Source organism: Campylobacter geochelonis, assembly GCF_013201685.1.
GTDB classification, from domain to species: domain Bacteria; phylum Campylobacterota; class Campylobacteria; order Campylobacterales; family Campylobacteraceae; genus Campylobacter_B; species Campylobacter_B geochelonis.
Genome location: NZ_CP053844.1, coordinates 610,055 through 630,757 on the forward strand (window position 1 = coordinate 610,055; position 20,703 = coordinate 630,757).

Consider the following 20,703-nt stretch of genomic DNA (forward strand, 5'->3'; position numbering starts at 1 on the left):
TAGCGCGTTTATATATTTAAATAGGTTGATTAAATTTATATAGGTTATAATAGTTTATTATTATATTCAATTTTATATTTTAAGTTGATTTGTTTAGACTTGATTTATATTTAAGTATAAGGGTAGTAAGATTATTTATATGTTATCTTAATATTAGGAGGATGGTATGAAACTAAATTTAGCTAATACACGCCCTTGTTTGTATGGTTGTGCTAATGGCACTAAAAAACTTATAACTATAAGCGTTATAGTTTCTAGTCTGCTTTTACCACTTGCAGCAGCGGTAAATATCACGTGGGATAATGATTCGGATAAATCACTGCTTATGCGTCTTGATGGCTGGGATGATTCTTTAGGTCAAGGCGATATAACAAAGAATTTAGAAGGAAATATCATCGCAGTTAACTCAGATCCTGGTAAAAATGATATAAACGGAGCTGTTTTTGGAGGATATTATAAAGCAGGCAACGATAAAATCGTTAGAAATAATGTCGTAAAAATAATGAATGGAAACATAGGCAAGGATGTGCGAGGTGGAAATTCTACTTGGGGTTTGGTAGAATCAAACAGAGTAGAAGTTTTTGGTGGGCATATAGGCAATAATGTAAATGGAGGAACTAGCGTAGAAGGCAATGTCCAAGGAAATATTGTAGATGTTTATGGCGGAACTATAAAACGTATAGTTAGTGGCGGAAGTACCAATAAGATTTCAGATTCAAACGAAGTTAACATCTTTGGTGGAACTATCGGCGATAAAGATAATAACGGCAGAGTTTATGGTGGATATAGCCAAGTAGGCTCATCTACAAAAAATGCAGTCACCATTTCGGGTGGAACTGTAAATGGCGATATCGTTGGCGGATATATTGTGTCCTCTTCTGCAGGTCAAGCCACCTCAAACACAGTTACCATTAAAGGTAATCCAAATTTAGCTAACTCAACTATCTATGGTGGATATAATGGTTATTATTCAAACGATACAGCCTTTGATAACTTTGTTAAAGGTAATACATTAAATTTATACTCTAAAGGCTTAAATGCAAAAAACATAGCTAACTTTGAAAACATAAATTTCTATCTACCAGCTGACTTTAAGCATAATGATACAGTTTTAACTCTACACGATACAAAAGATACAGATATATCAAAAGCTAAAGTTGCAGTAGGAGTAATAGATGGTAAAGCGCCTAAACTTGAAGTAAATGAAAGAGTAAATTTACTGCACTCACTAAATGCTAAAGTAATTCACCCAACTGATATGAGTAATCACGTAAGCCTTATGCAAGGAGTTTCTAAAGAGTATACTTTAGAGCTAAAAAATGATGAAGAAAAATACCTCTATGCCTTAGTTACAAAAGTACCCAAAAAACCAGTCACTCCAGAAGAACCAGCTTATAAAGAAAATCCAGGAGTAAAATCTTTCTTAGAAGCTGAGCTTAGCACTGCTTCGTTGTTAAATCAAGGAGTTGATTTAACAAGTAGCGATGGTATAAAAGCTATGAGAACTTCATATGATGAGCAGTATGGTTTGGGTGTATTTTCAGTAATTGGAGGAAGTGATATAAGATATAAAACAGGCTCATATGTAGATATAAAAGGCTTTAACTTTGCAGCTGGTGTATCAAATAGTGTGTTGGATAACTCTTTAGTATATGGTCTGTTTTTTGAGTACGGAAAAGGCGAGTATGATAGCTTTAACTCATTTGCAAACTCAAGTGTTGTAAGAGGAAGTGGAGATACTAAATACTACGGTTTGGCATTTGCTTTAGAAAAAGAGCTAGAAGATAGATTTTACATAGATGCAAGCGTAAGAGCTGGTAGAAGCAAGAGCGATTATAAAAGCAATGACTTTAATGGCTTAGCTAGTTTTGATATAAGTAGAAACTACTATGGAGCACATATTGGAGTTGGTAAGATAGTAGAGCTAAATTCGGTTTCAAATTTAAACTTATACACTAAGCTACTTTACTCAAGATTAGAGGGAAAAGATGTTGATATAAGAGGAGATAAATTTAGCTTTAATGCGATTGATTCGATACGAACAAAGCTTGGAGCTAGATATGAGTATCTAATAAACAATGGCTTTGATATATACACTGGCGTAGCGTGGGAAAAAGAGTATGATGGTGAGGCCAAAGGTTTTAACCATGCAACAAACAAAAGCATAGACGCGCCAAAACTAAAAGGTGATAGTGCTGTGCTAGAACTTGGAAGCAACTACCAAACTAATAGCTTTAACATAGGCACAAACCTTCAAGGATATCTTGGAGATAAAGAAGGAATTAGTGGTGGTGTTAAGGTGGAGTATAAGTTTTAAGAGCTAAAAAGAGTATGGGTTTATAACTCATATTTTTATAAATTTAGGCTTTAAATTTTAGCGCTAATCGAACTTTTAAGAGTTTCAAATTTGCTAAATTTAAAGCCTATAAATTTTGGTTTTAGTATTTGATAAAGTTAATCCACTTTTTATAAGTTTGTTTGCTTGATAAATTTATTTTATTTTTTCAATCTAAAGCTAAATTTAGCTTTGTGGTAGCTAAATTTATAAGGCTAATTTAATGAAACAAGTACAATAGCAAGTCAAAATGGAACTAAAAATACCATTTGCTATAGCTCAACTAAACTCTATCTTTTTTATAGGAAGTTTGATATTAGCTCTAAATTCCATAAAATAGCTAATCCAAAAAGTATATAACATATATAAAATATATGTTATATACATAAACATTCTATCTTCGTAATTCTTTGTATCGTCTAAGATTTTAATAGCGAAAGTAATAGCCAAAAACACAGTCCAGTAAGCCACCAGCCGCATTACTCCGCGCCAAAATCTATGAAAAGCTCGGTAGTAAAGATATGTAGAAAACAGCGTAACAAAAAACGCAGTCTTGTTAAAACCAGATTGCTTGGCTACAACATTGCCATTATACTCATAAATGTGTTTGATACCGTCTATTATGAAGCTTGGCGCATTTTCGTTTAATTTATAATGCGGCTTAAAATTTCCTAAATTTTTAGCTTTAAAGCATTTTCTATAAATTTTTGAGCTACTTCAATCTGCTTTAAAACGCTCTCATTTGCCGTGCCGCCGTAACTTTTTCTAGCTTCTTTTGAGTTGGCTAAATTTAGCGCGTCCAAAGCCGTTTCATCGATTCTTTCATCTACGCTTTGAAGGTGCAAAAGTCCAACATCGCTTAAGTCAAGCCCAGCGCTCTCAGCCACAGCAACACAACGCCCAGTGATATGGTGGGCTTCTCTAAATGGGATATTTTTTTGTTTTACTAGATAATCAGCCAAATCAGTAGCGCTTAAATGACCTTTTTTACACGCTTTTAGCATGGCGTCGGTGTTAAATTTAGTAGTTTTTAACATCTCGTTTAAGATAACAAGGCTAGTTTTAGCAGTTTCTAAACTATCAAAAACACCCTCTTTATCCTCTTGCATATCTTTGTTATACGCCAAAGGAAGGGATTTCATAGTTGTTAAAAGTGCGATTAAATTTCCATAAACGCGACCAGTTTTTCCACGTATCAGTTCGGCTACATCTGGATTTTTTTTCTGTGGCATAATAGAGCTTCCAGTGGAAAATTTATCACTTATACTTATGAAACCAAACTCTTGCGAACTCCATAAAATCAGCTCTTCGCACAGTCTTGAAGTGTGAGTAAACAAAACACTTATGTTAAAAAGCATTTCTAGTGCAAAGTCTCTATCGCTAACTGAATCCATCGCATTAAAAGTAGGCGCATAAAAGCCAAGTGTCGATGAAGTTACTTCTCTATTTATCGCATGAGGCGTGCCAGCAAGAGCTGCTGAGCCAAGTGGGCAGAGGTTGTTTCTTTCAAAACTAGATATAAAGCGCTCAAAATCTCTCATAAACATAAAACTATAAGCCATCAAATGATACGCAAGGCTTACTGGTTGAGCGTGTTGAAGGTGAGTGTATCCTGGCATTAGAGTGTCTAAATTTGAACTAGAGATAGTTTTTAGGGTTGATATTAAATTTAGTACAAGTTTTGCCAACTCTTTATTTTGCTTTAGCACAAAAAGTCGAAAGTCAAGGGCGACTTGATCGTTTCTACTTCTTGCTGTGTGAAGTTTACCGCCAATCTCACTTCCGATAATCTCACTTAGGCGTTTTTCAACCGCCATATGGATATCTTCATCTTCGGTTTTAAACTCAAATTTATTATCTTCTATTTCGCTTAAAACCTGTTTTAGCCCATCAACTAGCGTTTTGCTTTCATCTTTTGTGATGATAGCGCACTCGCTAAGCATTGTCGCGTGGGCGATTGAGCCTTCGATATCCTCTTTGTATAAATTTCTATCAAAGCCGATTGAAGCATTAAATTCTTCTAAAAGTTGCGAGCTTTCTTCGCTAAATCTTCCTTGCCAAAGCTTTTTCACTATCGTCTCCTTTTTATAATCGTATAAAATATCGCAAAAATTACCACAAAAAACCCAAAAATATAGCCTTTGTAGTCAAAAATCGACAAACTCTCAGAGCTATTTAACAAAAACATTTTTATCTTTTTGCCGTTGTCTGTTTCAAGTGTTACATACGCATTTTTTACACCGCTAAGCTTGACTCTTATACTGTTTGTATCTATAGTATCGATTGCTGGTTTACTCATAAAACGGTAGCTCATAGAGTATTTTTTAAACACATCATTGCAGTTGTCCGGATAGAAAAACACATCATACCATATATCTGGCTCAAGTCCCAAAACATCGCCATTTTTAGCTATAAAATACTGATATTTTGGCGTAGAGGTTTTAAAATCCCATGCGACTTTTTTGGTTTTTGAGTCTTGAATGTATTCAAATTCGGCGCGGTAGCTGTGGTTAAATTTAAACACCTCTTTTGAAAAAAGCGCGAACTGAAATTTGTTAAATATAGAATTTACATCATTTTCTGAAGTTAAAATTTTGGTATCTTTAAGCTCATCTTCGCCATCAAAAACCTTAAAGCTAACCATCGAAACAGCTTTTTTATAGCTGCTAAACTCGATACTTATAGGGTTTGCTGTGATTTTGCATTCTGGTATGGGATCTGGGATTTCGCTACTAAAAAACGCCTTTGTATTTTCTGAGTTTGGATAGTAGGTATACTCGTTGAAATTTAAATCTTTGTAGTTGTTGAATCTGTTTTCAGAGATTGAAATTTCTTTTTGTTTGCAAGCACCAGTGTAGAATTTACCATAACCACTATCTGAAACTCCACGTTTGCAAAACTCATTTATTTGCGAATTTCCCATATTGTAGGTTAAATTTACTCTATCTTTATCGCCAAAAGTTCCATATCCAATCTCATCAATTGATGGATCTAAAAAGGCAAATCTATGGTAAATCGCGCTCATAAGTCCACTTACTGATTCGATTTGGGACTTTGAATTTATAGATATATTTTCGCTAGCTCCTGAAAAATACCCAACATTTTGCGCTCTATCGGTTGGAGTTTTACCGCTAAATGCAGGCATTCCCTCTTGTTCATCGTGAGATTGAACTTTGTTTATAAATGTATACTTTGCATGATTTTGCGCAGAATGGGATAAAATTTGGTTTGGTTTTAGCTGATTTAGCCTTGAATCAAGCCTAATTGAGTTTATATAATCAACTGGATCGCTATAATACACTTCACTATTTGGCTGAAGCGGAGTTTTGTAGTTTTTCTCGTTGCTACAAGATGTTAGAAAAATTGCAGCAACGAGAAGTATAAGCTTAAAGCTCTGGGCCGGCTTTTGCAAACTCAACACCCTCAGCTACATCTTCATATCTTTGGAAGTTTTTAACAAACATTTTTGCAAGATTGTTTTTAATCTCTTTATACTTTGCTTTATCTTCCCACGCGTTGATTGGGTTTAGAAGTTTTGTCTCAACTCCAGCAAGCTCTTTTGGGATTGCAAGATTAAATTTATCAAAGCTTTCAAATTCGCAGTTTTTGATACTTCCATCAAGTATAGCATTTATACAAGAGCGAGTTGCCTTTATACTCATTCTTTTGCCAACTCCATACTCGCCACCGCTCCAGCCAGTGTTTACTAAGTATACATTTACGCCATATTTATCGATTTTCTCACCTAAAAGTCTTGCATAAACTGTTGGGTGATGTGGTAAAAATGCCTCTCCAAAGCAAGCGCTAAAAGTTGCAACTGGCTCAGTTATACCACGCTCCGTTCCAGCAACTTTGGCTGTGTATCCGCTTAAAAAATAATACATCGCTTGCTCTTTTGTTAGTTTTGCAACTGGAGGCAAAATTCCAAAAGCATCAGCAGTTAAAAAGACTATATTTTTTGGATGACCTGCTTTTAAATCCTCTTTTCTGTTTGCTATATGCTCGATTGGATAGCTCACTCTTGTGTTTTCAGTTTTGCTATCATCACTGTAATCAACAACGCCGTTTTCATCATAAACAACATTTTCTAAAAGTGCGTTTCTCTTTATCGCAGCATAAATTTCAGGCTCGCTTTTTGGGTCTAAATTTATACATTTAGCATAGCAACCACCCTCGAAGTTAAACACGCCCTCATCATCCCAGCCATGCTCATCATCGCCAATCAGTGCGCGGTTTGGATCTGTTGAAAGAGTTGTTTTTCCAGTTCCGCTAAGTCCAAAGAAAAGCGCTGTATCGCCATCTTTTCCGACATTTGCAGAGCAGTGCATAGACAGTTTTCCCTCTAGTGGCAGCCAGTAGTTCATCATAGAAAAAATACCTTTTTTCATCTCGCCACCATACCATGTTCCGCCGATTACTGCGATATTCTCTTCTATGTTAAATATAACAAAAACATCTGAGTGAAGCCCATCTTTTTTGCAATTTTCATTTACGCATTTGCACGCATTATATACAACAAATTCAGGATGAAAAGTAGCTAAATCGCTTTGAGATGGTCTAATAAACATATTTTTTACAAAATGTGCTTGCCAAGCAACCTCAGTTACAAATCTGATTGATCTTTTACTCGCATCGCTTGAGCCACAAAATGCATCTTGAATGTAGATGTTTTTTCCAGATAGCTGGTTTTTAGCTTTTTGTAGTAGTTTTTCAAAAAGCTCTTTTGAGATAGGTTGGTTGATTTTACCCCATGCGATGTATTTTTCAGAAGGGTCTTGTTTGACAAAATACTTATCTTTTGGACTTCTTCCAGTAAAAATTCCCGTATCAACCATAAAAGTACCATTGCTGCTAACCTTGCCTTCGTTGTTTTTAACTTCATGCTCAAACAACTCATCATAGCTTAGGTTGTAGTACACCTCTTTTATATCTTTTAAGTCAAGTTTTTCGATATCATTAATCATCTTTAATCCTTGCAATTAATTTAAAATTTTAAAATAAATTTTTTTATTATACCTAAAAAAGCTTTTTTTCTAAAGCAAATTTGAAACTTTTTATCAATTTAACCAAATTTAAATCCTACTTAGAAATGCTTAGCCCAAAGACTTCTGGGAAAAACGCAACAAGCACTAAAACAAAAATTTGGATGAGTATAAACGGAACAACTCCTTTATAAATATCCATAGTTTTCACACTAGGTGGCGTTACGCCTTTTAGGAAAAAGAGACTAAATCCAAATGGTGGCGTCATAAATGAAGTTTGTAAATTTACAGCAATCAAAATCGCAAACCAAATCGGATCTATGCCTAAGCTCGCGGCTATCGGTATTAAAATCGGCAAGATTATATATGAAATTTCAACATAATCGATAAAAAAGCCAAGCACCAAAATACAAGCCATAGTTAAAACGATAAAGCCCCATTTCTCACCTGGTAAATTTAGCATAAAGTCTTCAACGATAATATCTCCACCAGTATAGCTAAATACCATAGAAAAGGCAGTTGCACCCATAAGTATGGTAAATACCATGGCTGAGATTTTAACAGTTTCATTAAGCGCTTCTTTTAAAAGTTTAAATGAAAAAGTTCTATATAAAAATGCAAGTAAAAGTGCGCCAAGACAGCCAACAGATGATGACTCAGTCGGAGTTGCAACTCCAGTAAAAATCGAGCCTAAAACCAAAAGGATAAGCACAAGAACAGGAACTATATCTTTTAAAGCTTTATAAATTTGAACCACTTTTTTCTCTTGTGTTTCAAAGCGAACCGGCGGTGCCCAATCTTTTTTAATAAATGAAATTATCACTATATAAACGATATAAAACGCAACAAGTGTAAGTCCTGGAGCTACGGCCGCACGGAACAAGTCGCCAACTGGAACAGAAAAAACATCGCCTAGAACGATTAAAACAATAGATGGCGGAATGATTTGTCCAAGTGTGCCAGAAGCAGCTATCGTGCCACATCCTAAAGCTTTGTTATAGTGATACTTTATCATAACGGGCAAGCTTATAGCGCCCATTGCGATAACGCTTGCGCCAACTATACCAGTAGTTGCTGCTAAAAGCGCACCAACAACAACCGTGCTTATAGCGATACCACCTCTAACACCACCAAAAAGCGATGCCATGGACTCAAGAAGTCTTTCTGCTAATCTTGTTTTTTGAAGTATCATACCCATTAAGATAAAAAGTGGAACGGAGATTAAAATTTTGTTTTGCATGATAGAAAAAATTCTATAAGGCATAAAGGAAAACATATCTTTACCAATGTTAAATCCTTCTAGCAAACCTTCATTATAACCAATCGCTTCAATTATCCCATATGCAAAACCAAATATAACAGCAGTCGCGCCAAATGTAAAAGCCACTGAAAAGCCAATTAAAAGCATAAAAAGAGCGCAACAAAACATTACAATTCCTACCATATCATACTCCTTTTGCGCTGCTTGAGTTATTCTCAAAGAACTCAGACTTGCCAGTTTCTTTGATATCCATATAGGCGATTAAATTTTTTATAAAATACCCAACAGAGTAAAAAATCAAAATCCAATAAGAAAGTGGTATAAACATCTTGATTATCCATCTATACGGTAACCCTCCCGGATCTGCGCTACCTTCGTTACTAGTATAGGCTTCAACAACAAAGTCAAAAGATAAAGTCGCAACCAAAAGTGAAAAAGGCAATATAAATAGGATAGTGCCAACCATATTTATAATGGCTTTTGTCTTTGGTTTCATACCATCATAAAGTATATCAACTCTAACGTGAGCGTCCTCTTTTAGGGCATATGTCATGCCTAGTAAGAACATGATTGAGAAAAAGTACCACTCCAACTCTTGAAATGCAACATTTCCATAATGGAAAAAATATCTCGCACAGACATTAAAAAATACAAATCCAACAAGTAAAACCACGCAAAACATAGCTATATAGCCCATAGCATTAGCTACATGGTTAAAAATATTATCTATTTTTCTTAGCTTTTCTTTCATATATAAATTTCCTCGAAATAAAATTTAAACCCTATAATTTAAAGTAAAAGCGTATTTTAACCAAAATACCTTTAAGTAAGTTTTATCTGATAATAAAAAATAGCAAAGTAAATTTAACTATATCCAGCAATGGTTTTAAATTTTATACCTAAATTTAGCCCTTATTTTGCTAGTTTCTAAACTTTTTTACAAAATAGGTAAAAAATAATTGACTTTTTATAAAAATTGTTATAAAATGCCACTTAAGATTTAAAAAAAGAAATACAAATTTATTTTAAGGAGAATTTTATGAAAGTATCATCATTTTTCAAAAGTGTTGTAAAATCAGTTGCTGTTATGGCTATAGTTGCAGGCGTAAGTGCGAGTGCTGCGGTTGTTGAGGGAAAAGACTACGTTGTTTTAGAAAAACCAATCGCTAATGCACAAAATACAATTATAAAAGTATACAGCTATGATTGCCCATTTTGCTACAAATATGACAAAGCGGTTACCAAACCAGTTATGGCAAAACTTCCAGATATGAAATTTACACCTTATCATCTAGCTACAAAAGGCGTTTTTGGTAAATATGGTAGCGAAGTCGCAGCTGTTGCAATCGTAAAAGATGAGGCTGCTGGCACAAGCCTACTTGATGATAACTCAAATTTCAAAAAATCAAAATTTGCTCTTTATAAAGCATATCACGATAAAAAAGAGAGATGGGGTGGCGATGCAAGCAAAGCAGAGAATGTTGATGCGTTCTTAAAAACAGCATTAGATGCAATCGGTATGAGCAAGGCTGAGTTTGAAGCAGCGGTTAAAGATCCAAAAGTTCAAGAACTACTTACAAAATGGGGTATGGATAATAACGGAGATGCATATAGCGTAGCTAAAATTCAAGGCGTTCCTGCGTTTGTTGTAAATGGAAAATACCTTATCAAAACAAGTTCGATTAGAGGTATAGACCAAATGGTAAATACAATCAACGAACTAAAAGCTATGAACTAAATTTGGGCTAATACAAAAAGGAAAAAGTTATGAGTTTATGTCAAGATTTTAAAAGTGCGCCATTGCAAACGATTTCTAGATGGCAAGATCAGAGATTTTTATGGATAGTGATGGCTGTTGCGATGCTTGGTATGGTTATACTAGCACACAGTTTTTTTCAAAACTATCTTTATATGTTGCCATGCGAACAGTGTGTTTATATACGTTTTTCAATGCTAGTAATGGCGCTTGGCGGAATAATAGCTGCGATTAACCCTAAAAATATAGTTTTAAAAATTATAGGCTATGTTTTAGGAATTTATGGTGCGATTATAGGTATAGGATATAGTGTTAAACTTCATGCTATCCATGAGGCGGTTCATGGAGATGATCCGTTTGGTGTACAGGGTTGCTCAACCGATCCAAACTTTCCGTTTGGTTTGCCTTTGGCTCAGTGGTCTCCTGATTGGTTTAAACCAACTGGAGATTGTGGTTATGACTCACCAATCGTTCCTGATGGAGCAGAGCTTGATGCTATTCAGACATTTTTTACAAATTTCTACTCAGAAGGTTGGTATCTAATCCCATCTATGAAATTTGGCGATATGGCACAATGCACGCTTTTGGCGTATGTTGTATCGTTAGCTCTTTTGGTAGCGATGTTAGCTAGCTGGATTATCACAAAAGTTAAAAGTAAATAAAATATATCGGATTTTTATGCTGTGGCATGAGCTAGCGCTTGTGCCACTTTTTTATTTAACAAATTTCAAATTTTAACCAAATTTCAAGTTTATTTTCTGTATAATATCAAGTCTTAAATTTCTAGTAGGGGACTGATCCGAACGTTGTTTTAAGATGAAATTTATTTTAAGGATATTTTATGAAAAAAATCGTTTTTTTCATGTTTGCACTTGTTGGTGTAGCTTTTGCAGCTGAGGGCGAGTTAGAGGCTTATACAACTGTGGCTTCTTTTTCTGCTATTGCTGTTGGTATAGCTTTAGGTTTTGCTGCACTTGGTGGTGCTGTTGGTATGGGTAATGCTGCTTCTGCAACAATCTCAGGCATCGCAAGAAACCCAAGCGTAGCTAGCAAGCTTTCAACTACTATGTATATTTCTTTGGCGATGATCGAAGCGCAAGTTATTTATGCACTTGTTATTTCATTTATCTTGCTTTATGCAAACCCGCTAATCACAGACGCATTTAGAGCTGCGGCTGGTGCTTAATACTATTTTCCCGTAACTTTACGGGAAAACTCTTTTTTATCTTTTTTTTTGCGACCGTGGTGGAATGGTAGACACGCTATCTTGAGGTGGTAGTGCTTTAGGGTGTACGAGTTCAAGTCTCGTCGGTCGCACCATTAAATAATTTTTTAAGTTTAAATTTGTATTAAATACATTAAAATAACATAAGAAATTATTATTTTTTGTTCTTAACATATTTAAATAGCATAAATAATCGTGAAAAAAGGAAAAACAATGCCTATAAAAACGCCAACAGAACTTGGAAAAGAGCTTGGTAAAAAAGCAAAAGAGTTAAACCAAATTTTAGCAGAAATCGGATTTATAGAAGATTGTAATCAAGGCTGGAGATTAACCCAAAAAGGTAAAGCAAACGGTGGAATTCAAAACAATTATAAAGGGAATTTGAGTGTATATTGGGATGAAAATGTTAAAAATAACAAAATTTTAATCAATGCCTTAAACCCAAGCATAGAAACAAAAGATAGTGAAGAGCTTGATTTTAGAACTAAATTTAAAGCAGAGTATAGAACTCAAAGTGGGCATTTTGTAAGAAGCAGAGCTGAGGTTATAATCGCTGATTATCTGTATCATTCATATATTATGTTTGCGTATGAGAGGCGAGTTCCGATTGAAGCTGATATGTATTGTGATTTTTTCTTGCCTAAATGCGAGGTTTATATAGAATTTTGGGGTTATGAGGATGACGAAAAATATACAACAAGAAAAAGAAAAAAGATAGAAATTTATCAAAAAGAGAGCCTAAATTTAATTCAAATCGATAATAAGTCGATTAATAATCTTGATGATTTTTTGCCAAAAGAGCTTTTAAAATTTGGTATGAAAATTTAGTAGCTTTTTTGGATAAAGTACACGATAGTTTAGCTATTTGAAATGGTTTTATTAATATAAAATGTAAATTTAAACAGATTATCATATATTTTCGTAGTTTGCAAAACTCTTTATTTTAGAAAATTATTTAGGTTAGAATAATTATAATCTATTAAAATATTATTATCGTGTGAAAAGGTGATTCTTTATATTCGTGTCGCTTAAAACTAGATAAATTTTTATCAATTTTAAAAAATATTATAAATTTAAATTAATTCGCAAATGATATGGTTGATTATGTATATTTAAATTCGCTATTATGTAATTGGAGAGTTAAAAGATATTTATAAATGATTTTACGAAAGATACAAACTTGCGTTGTTTATAAGAAGAAATTCTAGTTTCTGTAGATAGCGATAGACTACAACATTGGCAAAACTTTAATCGGCTAAAAAAGTATAAAATAAAATTTGATAAAACAAGTTAAATGCTATTTTGATTGATAAAGTATTTGTCTTAACATCTTTTTCTATATTTTTTAATATTATAATTGTATAGCTGTTTTATAAGTTTTAATTCTATTATAAAATATAGTTTGATAAAAGATTTTAAAAAATTACACTAAAAATTTAGATGAAAAGGTTTGTTTCAATGTTTTTATAAAATAAATAAAATTACTAATGCGAATAAATATGCCACATCATATAAATTTCAAAGTGGAAATTCGCAAGATTTGTTATTTTAACTAAATTTAATTATATGTTTAAAATCATTAATATTTTTTATAAAAATATCTTGTTTGCTGGATTTAGCAATGGTTAATTTAGCGATATTTTTTAAAAGTTTAAAATTTTTATAACAAAACTAAAAACAAAATCTAAAAAGCAGCTTGTTGCTAAATAGAAAAATCTATCAAGCCGTTAAGCTAATTTTTAAATTAAACTCAAAATTTGACAAGTTTAGAATTTAACAATTTTTAGCTTTATTTTTTATCACTGCTAATCAATCTAGCAAATTATATTTAAAATCTTTAACTTGCAGACTTGTTTATATGATATTTTAATTTTAAAAGTTGATAAATGAGAAGTTTTATTTATGAAAATAGCTAAATTTATAAGTTAAAAACTCTTATAAATTTAGCTTTAGTTTAACAAAATTACATAGTTAAAATAAATTTTGAAGCGATTTTGACCAAATTTTTACGTTTAAAATCCATCTTTCATATTATTTCCGCTTGCTTGTTCCCACTCAAGTTTTGTGCCACCAAGAAGGTGAAAATGCAGATGAGGCACCTCTTGACCACCATTTTCGCCGCAGTTACAAACTAGCCTATATCCGCTTTTATCAACGCCCATTTTTCTTGCGACCTCTTTGATAAACTCGCTCATCTCGCTCATTAGCGATGTATCCATCTCTTGAAAATTTTCATAGCATTTTTTTGGAATTATAAGTATGTGAATGGGTGCTTTTGGGTTTATGTCGTGGAAAGCTAAAAATTTATCATTTTCTAAAACTTTGTTGCTCGGAATCTCGCCATCGACGATTTTTTCAAATACATTTTTCATAATCTTCTCCTAATTAGTTTTTAATAGCTAAAATTATAACTAAATTTGGCAAATTTTTCATAACCTAATCTTCCTTTTATCGATTTTTTAATAAAATTAAATAAATTTAAGAAAAAATTTAAATAAAAGGATTTTGCATGGTAAAAACTCTATTTTTACTGCCGATTTTTACTATCTTTACTTATAGCGTGCTTTTTGCTTTTCCAGCCGATTCTTTTGGGCAAAACCCAAAGGACATTTTCTACGCTATTGAGAAAGGTGACACGGATTTATTAAAAAATATCTTAAAATCTAAGCCAAATTTAGAAGCTAAAAACTCCCAAGGACAAACGCCGCTGATGTATGCAACTTATAAATTTAACAACGAAATAGCATTTTTGTTAATCGATGCTGGCGCGTCTGTAAATACGCAAGATAATATGCTAAATAGCCCATTTTTATACGCTGGAGCGCAAGGAAATTTAGAGCTTGTTAAAAAGGCTTTAAAACATGGAGCTGATTTTAATGTTTTTAACAGATACGGCGGCACAGCGCTTATACCTGCTGCTGAAAAAGGACATCTTGAAGTGGTAAAACTTTTAGTAAATACACCAAATTTTCCAAAAGATCATATAAATAACCTTGGCTGGACTGCGCTTTTAGAAGCTGTTATTTTAGGAAGTGGTGGTAAAGTTCACACGCAAATCGTTCAAGAGCTAGTAAATGGCGGATGCGATGTCAATATAGCCGATAGAGATGGTGTTACGGCGCTTAAACATGCTAAAAACCGTGGCTATGAAAAGATAGTCAAAATTTTAGAAAAGGCTGGTGCTAGATAAAATAATATTATAAAAGTAGTAAAATTTATTAAATTTAACTACTTTTTGTAGAGGTTTTAAAAATATTTTTTTAGCTGCTTTTGGTTAGAATTTTAATGTCATTTCTACTACAATATGTAGTTAAGATTTATTAAATTTAGCTATTTTTAGCCAAAATTTTAGCTAGTTTTATACTAAATTTTCATCGTTTCATCTGCTTATGATAGTAAATTTAGAAAAATATTAAGAGTTTGGCCTTTATAAATTTAAAACCAAGTTTTATTGCCACGGTTACAAAAATCCATATCAACTAAATTAGCTATTTTAAATTTAAAGCGTAGAAAATTTCTACCAAGGTTAAAGTTTTAAAATAGCTTTAAAATAGAAGCTTTTTATGTTTTTTGCTCGAAATTTAGCACTTCTTTGGCGCGCTAAATTTAGAATTTATAGTGAAATTTACTAAATTTGATGCAACTTTACCTTCCTTTTATCATTTTTACAATAAAATCAACAGAAATTTATTTATTGTAAGGAAGTCGAGTGAACGAGTTAATAAATAGGATAAATTCGTCTGCTAGTCTTGATGAGCTAGACAAGATTAGAGTTGAGCTTTTTGGAAAAAAAGGCTTGATAACGAGCGAATTTGCTAAACTTAAAAGCATACCTGCTGATGAAAAAAAGGCATTTGCTGATGAGTTAAATAAACGAAGAGATGTGTTTAACGAAGCTATTTTGGCTAAAAAAACAGAGCTTGATTTTATAGAGTTAAAAGCCAGAATGAAAGCTGAATCGATAGATGTAACTTTATTTGACGAGAGTCGCGATATAGGCGCACTTCATCCGGTTATGTCAACTATGGATAATATTATCGAGTATTTTTTAGCACAAAATTTTTCTATCGAGACAGGACCTTTGATAGAGGATGATTTTCATAACTTCGAAGCGCTAAATTTACCTAAGTATCACCCCGCGCGCGATATGCAAGATACGTTTTATATAAATGATAAAAGGCTTTTGCGAACTCACACTAGCCCAGTTCAAATCCGCACTATGGAAAACTCAAAACCGCCTATTCGTATGATTTGTCCAGGTGCTGTTTTTAGAAGAGATATGGATTTAACCCATACTCCGATGTTTCACCAAGTTGAAGGACTTGTTGTAGATGATGGAAATGGCGTTAGTTTTGCAAATTTAAAACACATTTTAGAGGACTTTTTGCGCTATATGTTTGGTGATGTTAAGGTGCGTTTTCGCCCTAGTTTTTTCCCATTTACCGAGCCTTCAACCGAAGTTGATATAAGTTGTATATTTTGCAAAGGCAAGGGTTGTAGAGTTTGTTCGCACACTGGTTGGCTTGAAGTTTTGGGCAGTGGTGAAGTAGATCCAAATGTGTTTAAACATGTAGGATATAAAAATGTAAGCGGATATGCCTTTGGTTTGGGTGTTGAACGATTTGCTATGCTTTTGTATGGAGTTCCTGATTTAAGGTCGCTTTTTGAGGGAGATTTAAGATTATTGGAGCAATTTAAATGATAATAACAAGAGGTTGGCTACAAGAGTGGCTTGATGTTTCAAAAATAAGCAGTGAAAAGATAACGCAAACTTTGAATTCTATCGGACTTGAAGTAGATAGCTATGAAGAGGTTAGAATTCCAGAAAAAGTAGTCATTGGCTATGTAAAAAGCAAGAGAAAACACGAAGATTCTGATAAACTTAGCGTTTGTGAAGTAGACGTAGCAAATGAGGTTTTGCAAATCGTTTGTGGAGCTAAAAATGTCGAAGCAGGGCAGTATGTGGCAGTGAGTTTGGTTGGTGCAAAGCTTCCAAATGGGCTTGTTATCAAACCAGCTAAGCTAAGAGGCGTTCAAAGTAACGGTATGATATGCTCTTCAACCGAGCTTGGACTTGCTAAGATAAATGAAGGCATTATGGTTTTAGATAGCAGTATCGGAGACTTGGTTTTAGGGTGCGAGCTTAAAGAATATCCAGCACTAAATGATGATATTATCGAAATCGAACTAACTCCAAACAGAGGAGATTGTCTAAGTATATATGGCGTAGCAAGGGACTTGAGTGCGGCATTTGATCTTCCTATAAAAGAGGTTGTATATAGCGAGCAAGATGGGCTTTTGGGTATTGGGCGTGTGCTTTCTGTTCGCTCAAATGATATAACCGACAGCTCGTTTCAATACCGCGCATTTGGCATAAAAGGAAATTTCAAAATCGACTTAGTAAAATCGCTTAGAATGAGCGTAGCAGGCATAGCAAAAGAGTGTCCTATAGATAGTTTGCTTTCATATACGACATATTCAACTGGAGTTTTACTTCGTGCTTATGATGGCGATAAAATTTCAAAAGATGGCGCTAAAATAACATTTGATATACATAAAGAAAAGCATGGAAACTGCGCGATATATTACGATAAAGAGTGCTTATCACTAGCTGGAATTTCTCAAAATGATTTAGCTAGAGTGTGTAAAAGCTCAAAAACAATCATTATAGAAGCGAGCTATACAGATCCAAAAGTCATAGCAGTAGCGACAAATGAAGATAAAAGTTTAAAAGGCGATGAGCAAGTTTACCGCTCAAGTAGAGGAAGTGAACCAAATTTAAGCTTAGGAGGGGATTATATCTTTAATATACTCTCAAAAATGTCAGACGTAAGCTTATATAGTGGCTCTCAACAACTTTTGATAAACAAAGAGGCAAAAATCGTAAGCTTTAGCATAGATGAAATGAACGCTATAATAGGTCATGATGTGCCTAGAAATGATGCTGTTAAGATACTTAAAAAGCTTGGTTTTGATGTGAGTTTAGAGCAAGAGCTTATAAATGTAAAAATTCCAGCCTTTAGACACGATATAGAAAATGTTTATGATATAGCAGAAGAGGTTGTTAGAATCGTAGGTATTGATAATATCCCATCAAAACCGCTTGTCTTTAGCGAGAAAAATAGGCTCAATGAGTCATTTTATAACTATAAAAACAGAAGAGTTATAAGGATAAAAGCGGCTGGAAGTGGGTTTTTTGAGTGCGTTCACTATGTTTTTGATAATGAGGCGGATTTATTAAATTTAGGTTTTAAAAAGTGCAAAGTGTCGATTTTAAATCCGATAAATAGCGAGCTTAGCGTATTTAGACCAACTTTAATCAACCACTTTTTACACTCATGCGAAAGAAATATCAAAAACTCAAGAAAATCGGTTAAGCTTTTTGAAATCGGAACAGTGTTTGATGAGAATGCAAACGAAAGCGATAATGTCGCGTTTTTAGCTAGTGGATTTATAAATGATGCTAGTTTATTAAATGGCGCAAAACCAAAAGAGGTGGATTTTATCTACTTTGCATCAAAGGTTCAAGCGGTCATTGGTAAATTTAAATGCGAAATTCCAAAAGAGAAAATTCCATATCTAAGCGAATTTGAACAAGCAAATGTAGTACAAAATGGCAAGGTTGTCGGATACATCGGAAGGGTTGATTTAGGGCTTGAAGCAAAGCTTGATTTGCCTAAGACTTATGTTTGTGAGCTTAAATTTAAAGAGCTTAAATTTGATGATATTGTGGCTAAATCTTACTCTAAATTCCCAAGCATCAGCAGAGATTTGAGCCTTATAGTTCCACAAGATATGCGATATGAAAAGGTTAGAGAGTGTATAAGCTTACTAGATATTAAAAACCTTAAATCATTTAGCGTGGTTGATATTTATACAGATAAAAGCCTTGAAAATCATAGTAGTATAACTATTAAATTTACATTTCAAGATATGGAAAAAACTCTTGAAGATGCCGATATAACAGGTGCAATAGAGCTTATTTTAAAAGAGTTGAAAGAAAAATTAAATATAGGAATTAGATGAAAATTTTTGCTTTAAACGAGCCGCTAAATGCGCAGGTAAAAAACATCGCTGCTGATAAGTCGATATCGCACAGAAGTGCCATTTTTTCGCTTTTAAGCGATAAAAAATCTGTTATAAAAAATTATTTAATGGCAGAAGATACGATAAATACGCTTAAAATCGTAGAAAATTTAGGTGCAAAAGTAGAGATTGATGGCTTAAATGTCCAAATCACTCCGCCAGAAAAAATCAAAGAGCCAAGCTCGATTTTAGAGTGCGGAAACTCCGGCACTGCGATGAGAATTTTTATGGGACTTTTAGCAAGTAGCGATGGGTTTTTTGTCTTAAACGGCGATATTTATCTAAATGAACGTCCAATGAGACGCGTTGGCGACCCGCTAGCAAAGGTTGGAGCTAAATTTGATGGTAGAGATAATGGCGACAAAGCGCCGCTTTGCATAAGAGGCAAGAAGCTTGAGTACTTTGAGTATGAGAGTAAAATCGCCTCTGCGCAAGTAAAAACTGCTATGATTTTATCGGCTCTTAAAAGCAATGGTTGTAAATTTATAGAACCAGAACTCAGTAGAGATCATAGTGAGCGAATCCTCATAGGAATGGGGGCGGATATAAAAAGAGATGGGCTTGTTTTAGATGTAAGCCCTATAAAAAAACCTTTAAATCCACTTGAAATTTTTGTGCCAAATGATCCAAGTTCGGCATTTTACTTTGCTGTTGCAGCGTGTATTATGCCTGGTTCAAAAGTGGTTTTAAAAAATATCTTACTTAATAAAACAAGAGTACAAGCCTATAAAGTGCTTCAAAAAATGGGAGCAAATATCAAATTTGAACTTTCATCATCGCTTTATGAAGATATCGGCGATATAACAGTTGAGTATGCGCCACTCCATGGAGTTGAAGTTAGTCAAAACATATCATGGCTAATCGATGAAGCACCAGCACTTGCCGTAGCTTTTGCAAATGCAAGTGGAGAAAGTGTGCTAAGAAATGCAAAAGAGCTAAGAGTCAAAGAGTGTGATCGCATCGCAGTTACAGTTAAGGGACTTCAAACTTGTGGCATAGAAGCAAACGAACTTGAAGATGGATTTATCATAAAAGGTGGCGTGGCAAAACCAGCTATAATCGACTCTTTTGGAGATCACCGAATCGCGATGAGTTTTGCGATTTTAGGACTTAAGTGTGGTATGATAATCGAAGCAGATGAGTGCATTGCGACATCTTTTCCAAATTTTAAAGAGATTTTAGCTAGCTTAGGAGTTAGCATTGAAAATTGAACTTGCTAAGAGCTACGGCTTTTGTTTTGGCGTAAAAAGAGCTATAAAGATAGCTGAAAACAGCAAAGATGGAGCGACTTTTGGCGAGCTTATACACAACAGCGAAGAGATAAAAAGGCTTGAAGATAATTTTAATGTTAAAACATTAAGTACGATTGAAGAGATGAAAGATGAAGATAAGATTATAATTCGCACTCATGGTATTACAAAAAAAGATCTTCAAGTCTTAAAAGACAATGGTAAAAACATCATAGATGCGACTTGCCCGTTTGTTACAAAACCGCAAAACATCGTTGAAGAGATGAGTAAAAATGGCTATGATATTGTCATTTTTGGAGATAAAAATCACCCAGAAGTCAAAGGCGTGATGAGTTATGCGCAAGGAAATGTACATGTTGTGCTAGACTCAACTGAGCTTGATGGCATAAAACTTTGCTCTAAAATAGCAGTTGTATCGCAAACTACAAAAAAGATTGAAGATTTTATAAAAATAGTTGCTTACTTAATGACTCGAACTAAGGAAGTTAGAGTCTTTAACACTATTTGCAACGCGACTTTAGAAAACCAAGAAGCAGCTAGAGAACTTGCTATAAAAGCCGATATTATGGTAGTAGTTGGTGGTAAAAACTCATCAAATACAAAGCAGCTTTTTTTGATATGTAAAAACTTTTGCGATGATAGTTACTTGATAGAAAATGAGAGTGAAATTCAAAAAGAGTGGTTTAATGGCAAGGAATTTTGTGGAATTTCTGCTGGAGCTAGCACACCTGATTGGATTATACAAAAAGTTGTAAATAAGATTAAAGAATTTGAATAAAATCAATAATAAAATCTAAATTTTTATATA

The 20,703-nt window shown here is 33.8% G+C and carries 16 protein-coding genes and 1 tRNA gene; 11 read left to right on the plus strand and 6 right to left on the minus strand.

Annotation, left to right across the window (positions count from 1 at the left end):
* Positions 1-166 precede the first annotated feature (166 nt).
* Positions 167-2,317 carry an autotransporter outer membrane beta-barrel domain-containing protein gene (locus CGEO_RS02900; RefSeq protein ID WP_172658065.1) on the plus strand — a complete coding sequence of 717 codons (2,151 nt, stop codon included), beginning with the start codon at positions 167-169 and terminating at the stop codon, positions 2,315-2,317.
* A 689-nt stretch (positions 2,318-3,006) separates the two neighbouring features.
* Here the strand turns inward: CGEO_RS02900 and argH are convergent.
* From argH to CGEO_RS02925, 5 genes are all read right to left on the minus strand, one after another.
* Entirely contained in the window at positions 3,007-4,407 is a 1,401-nt protein-coding gene (argH, locus tag CGEO_RS02905; protein ID WP_075540058.1) for an argininosuccinate lyase, read from the minus strand.
* Complete coding sequence (locus tag CGEO_RS02910) at positions 4,407-5,747, minus strand: CAP domain-containing protein (protein WP_075540059.1); 1,341 nt, start codon at positions 5,745-5,747, stop codon at positions 4,407-4,409. The genes argH and CGEO_RS02910 overlap by 1 nt, the downstream gene beginning before the upstream one ends.
* Complete coding sequence (gene pckA / locus CGEO_RS02915) at positions 5,722-7,299, minus strand: phosphoenolpyruvate carboxykinase (ATP) (protein ID WP_075494835.1); 1,578 nt, start codon at positions 7,297-7,299, stop codon at positions 5,722-5,724. Before pckA ends, CGEO_RS02910 begins: the two co-directional genes overlap by 26 nt.
* A gap of 115 nt (positions 7,300-7,414) precedes the next feature.
* Positions 7,415-8,761, minus strand: coding sequence for a TRAP transporter large permease (locus CGEO_RS02920; protein WP_075531870.1), 1,347 nt, complete (start codon positions 8,759-8,761; stop codon positions 7,415-7,417).
* A gap of 1 nt (position 8,762) precedes the next feature.
* Positions 8,763-9,329 carry a TRAP transporter small permease subunit gene (locus tag CGEO_RS02925; RefSeq protein WP_075540060.1) on the minus strand — a complete coding sequence of 189 codons (567 nt, stop codon included), beginning with the start codon at positions 9,327-9,329 and terminating at the stop codon, positions 8,763-8,765.
* A gap of 288 nt (positions 9,330-9,617) precedes the next feature.
* Between CGEO_RS02925 and CGEO_RS02930 the strand changes: the two genes are divergently transcribed.
* The 5 genes from CGEO_RS02930 to CGEO_RS10105 all read left to right on the plus strand — a co-directional run bounded on the left by CGEO_RS02930 (position 9,618) and on the right by CGEO_RS10105 (position 12,387).
* On the plus strand, positions 9,618-10,316 hold the full coding sequence (locus tag CGEO_RS02930) for a thiol:disulfide interchange protein DsbA/DsbL (protein WP_075494829.1): 699 nt from the start codon (positions 9,618-9,620) through the stop codon (positions 10,314-10,316).
* Between the two features lie 29 nt (positions 10,317-10,345).
* The gene (dsbI, locus tag CGEO_RS02935) at positions 10,346-10,996 is read left to right on the plus strand and encodes a protein-disulfide oxidoreductase DsbI (protein WP_075531871.1); all 651 of its coding nucleotides are present in this window, start codon (positions 10,346-10,348) and stop codon (positions 10,994-10,996) included.
* A gap of 179 nt (positions 10,997-11,175) precedes the next feature.
* Positions 11,176-11,520 carry a F0F1 ATP synthase subunit C gene (locus tag CGEO_RS02940; RefSeq protein WP_075494825.1) on the plus strand — a complete coding sequence of 115 codons (345 nt, stop codon included), beginning with the start codon at positions 11,176-11,178 and terminating at the stop codon, positions 11,518-11,520.
* A gap of 50 nt (positions 11,521-11,570) precedes the next feature.
* A tRNA-Leu gene (locus CGEO_RS02945) sits at positions 11,571-11,654 on the plus strand.
* Between the two features lie 118 nt (positions 11,655-11,772).
* Entirely contained in the window at positions 11,773-12,387 is a 615-nt protein-coding gene (locus CGEO_RS10105) for a hypothetical protein (RefSeq protein WP_075494823.1), read from the plus strand.
* Between the two features lie 1,184 nt (positions 12,388-13,571).
* On the opposite strand, the gene CGEO_RS02955 is transcribed toward CGEO_RS10105, so the two are convergent.
* Positions 13,572-13,931 carry a histidine triad nucleotide-binding protein gene (locus tag CGEO_RS02955; protein WP_075494821.1) on the minus strand — a complete coding sequence of 120 codons (360 nt, stop codon included), beginning with the start codon at positions 13,929-13,931 and terminating at the stop codon, positions 13,572-13,574.
* 137 nt (positions 13,932-14,068) lie between these two features.
* On the opposite strand from CGEO_RS02955, the gene CGEO_RS02960 reads away from it, so the two are divergent.
* From CGEO_RS02960 to CGEO_RS02980, 5 genes are all read left to right on the plus strand, one after another.
* The gene (locus CGEO_RS02960) at positions 14,069-14,749 is read left to right on the plus strand and encodes an ankyrin repeat domain-containing protein (RefSeq protein ID WP_075494819.1); all 681 of its coding nucleotides are present in this window, start codon (positions 14,069-14,071) and stop codon (positions 14,747-14,749) included.
* Positions 14,750-15,268: 519 nt separating this feature from the next.
* Positions 15,269-16,261 carry a phenylalanine--tRNA ligase subunit alpha gene (gene pheS / locus CGEO_RS02965; protein ID WP_075540061.1) on the plus strand — a complete coding sequence of 331 codons (993 nt, stop codon included), beginning with the start codon at positions 15,269-15,271 and terminating at the stop codon, positions 16,259-16,261.
* The gene (gene pheT, locus CGEO_RS02970) at positions 16,258-18,585 is read left to right on the plus strand and encodes a phenylalanine--tRNA ligase subunit beta (protein ID WP_075540062.1); all 2,328 of its coding nucleotides are present in this window, start codon (positions 16,258-16,260) and stop codon (positions 18,583-18,585) included. The genes pheS and pheT overlap by 4 nt, the downstream gene beginning before the upstream one ends.
* Complete coding sequence (gene aroA, locus CGEO_RS02975) at positions 18,582-19,856, plus strand: 3-phosphoshikimate 1-carboxyvinyltransferase (RefSeq protein ID WP_075494813.1); 1,275 nt, start codon at positions 18,582-18,584, stop codon at positions 19,854-19,856. The genes pheT and aroA overlap by 4 nt, the downstream gene beginning before the upstream one ends.
* The gene (locus CGEO_RS02980) at positions 19,846-20,673 is read left to right on the plus strand and encodes a 4-hydroxy-3-methylbut-2-enyl diphosphate reductase (RefSeq protein WP_075494811.1); all 828 of its coding nucleotides are present in this window, start codon (positions 19,846-19,848) and stop codon (positions 20,671-20,673) included. The genes aroA and CGEO_RS02980 overlap by 11 nt, the downstream gene beginning before the upstream one ends.
* Positions 20,674-20,703 lie beyond the last annotated feature (30 nt).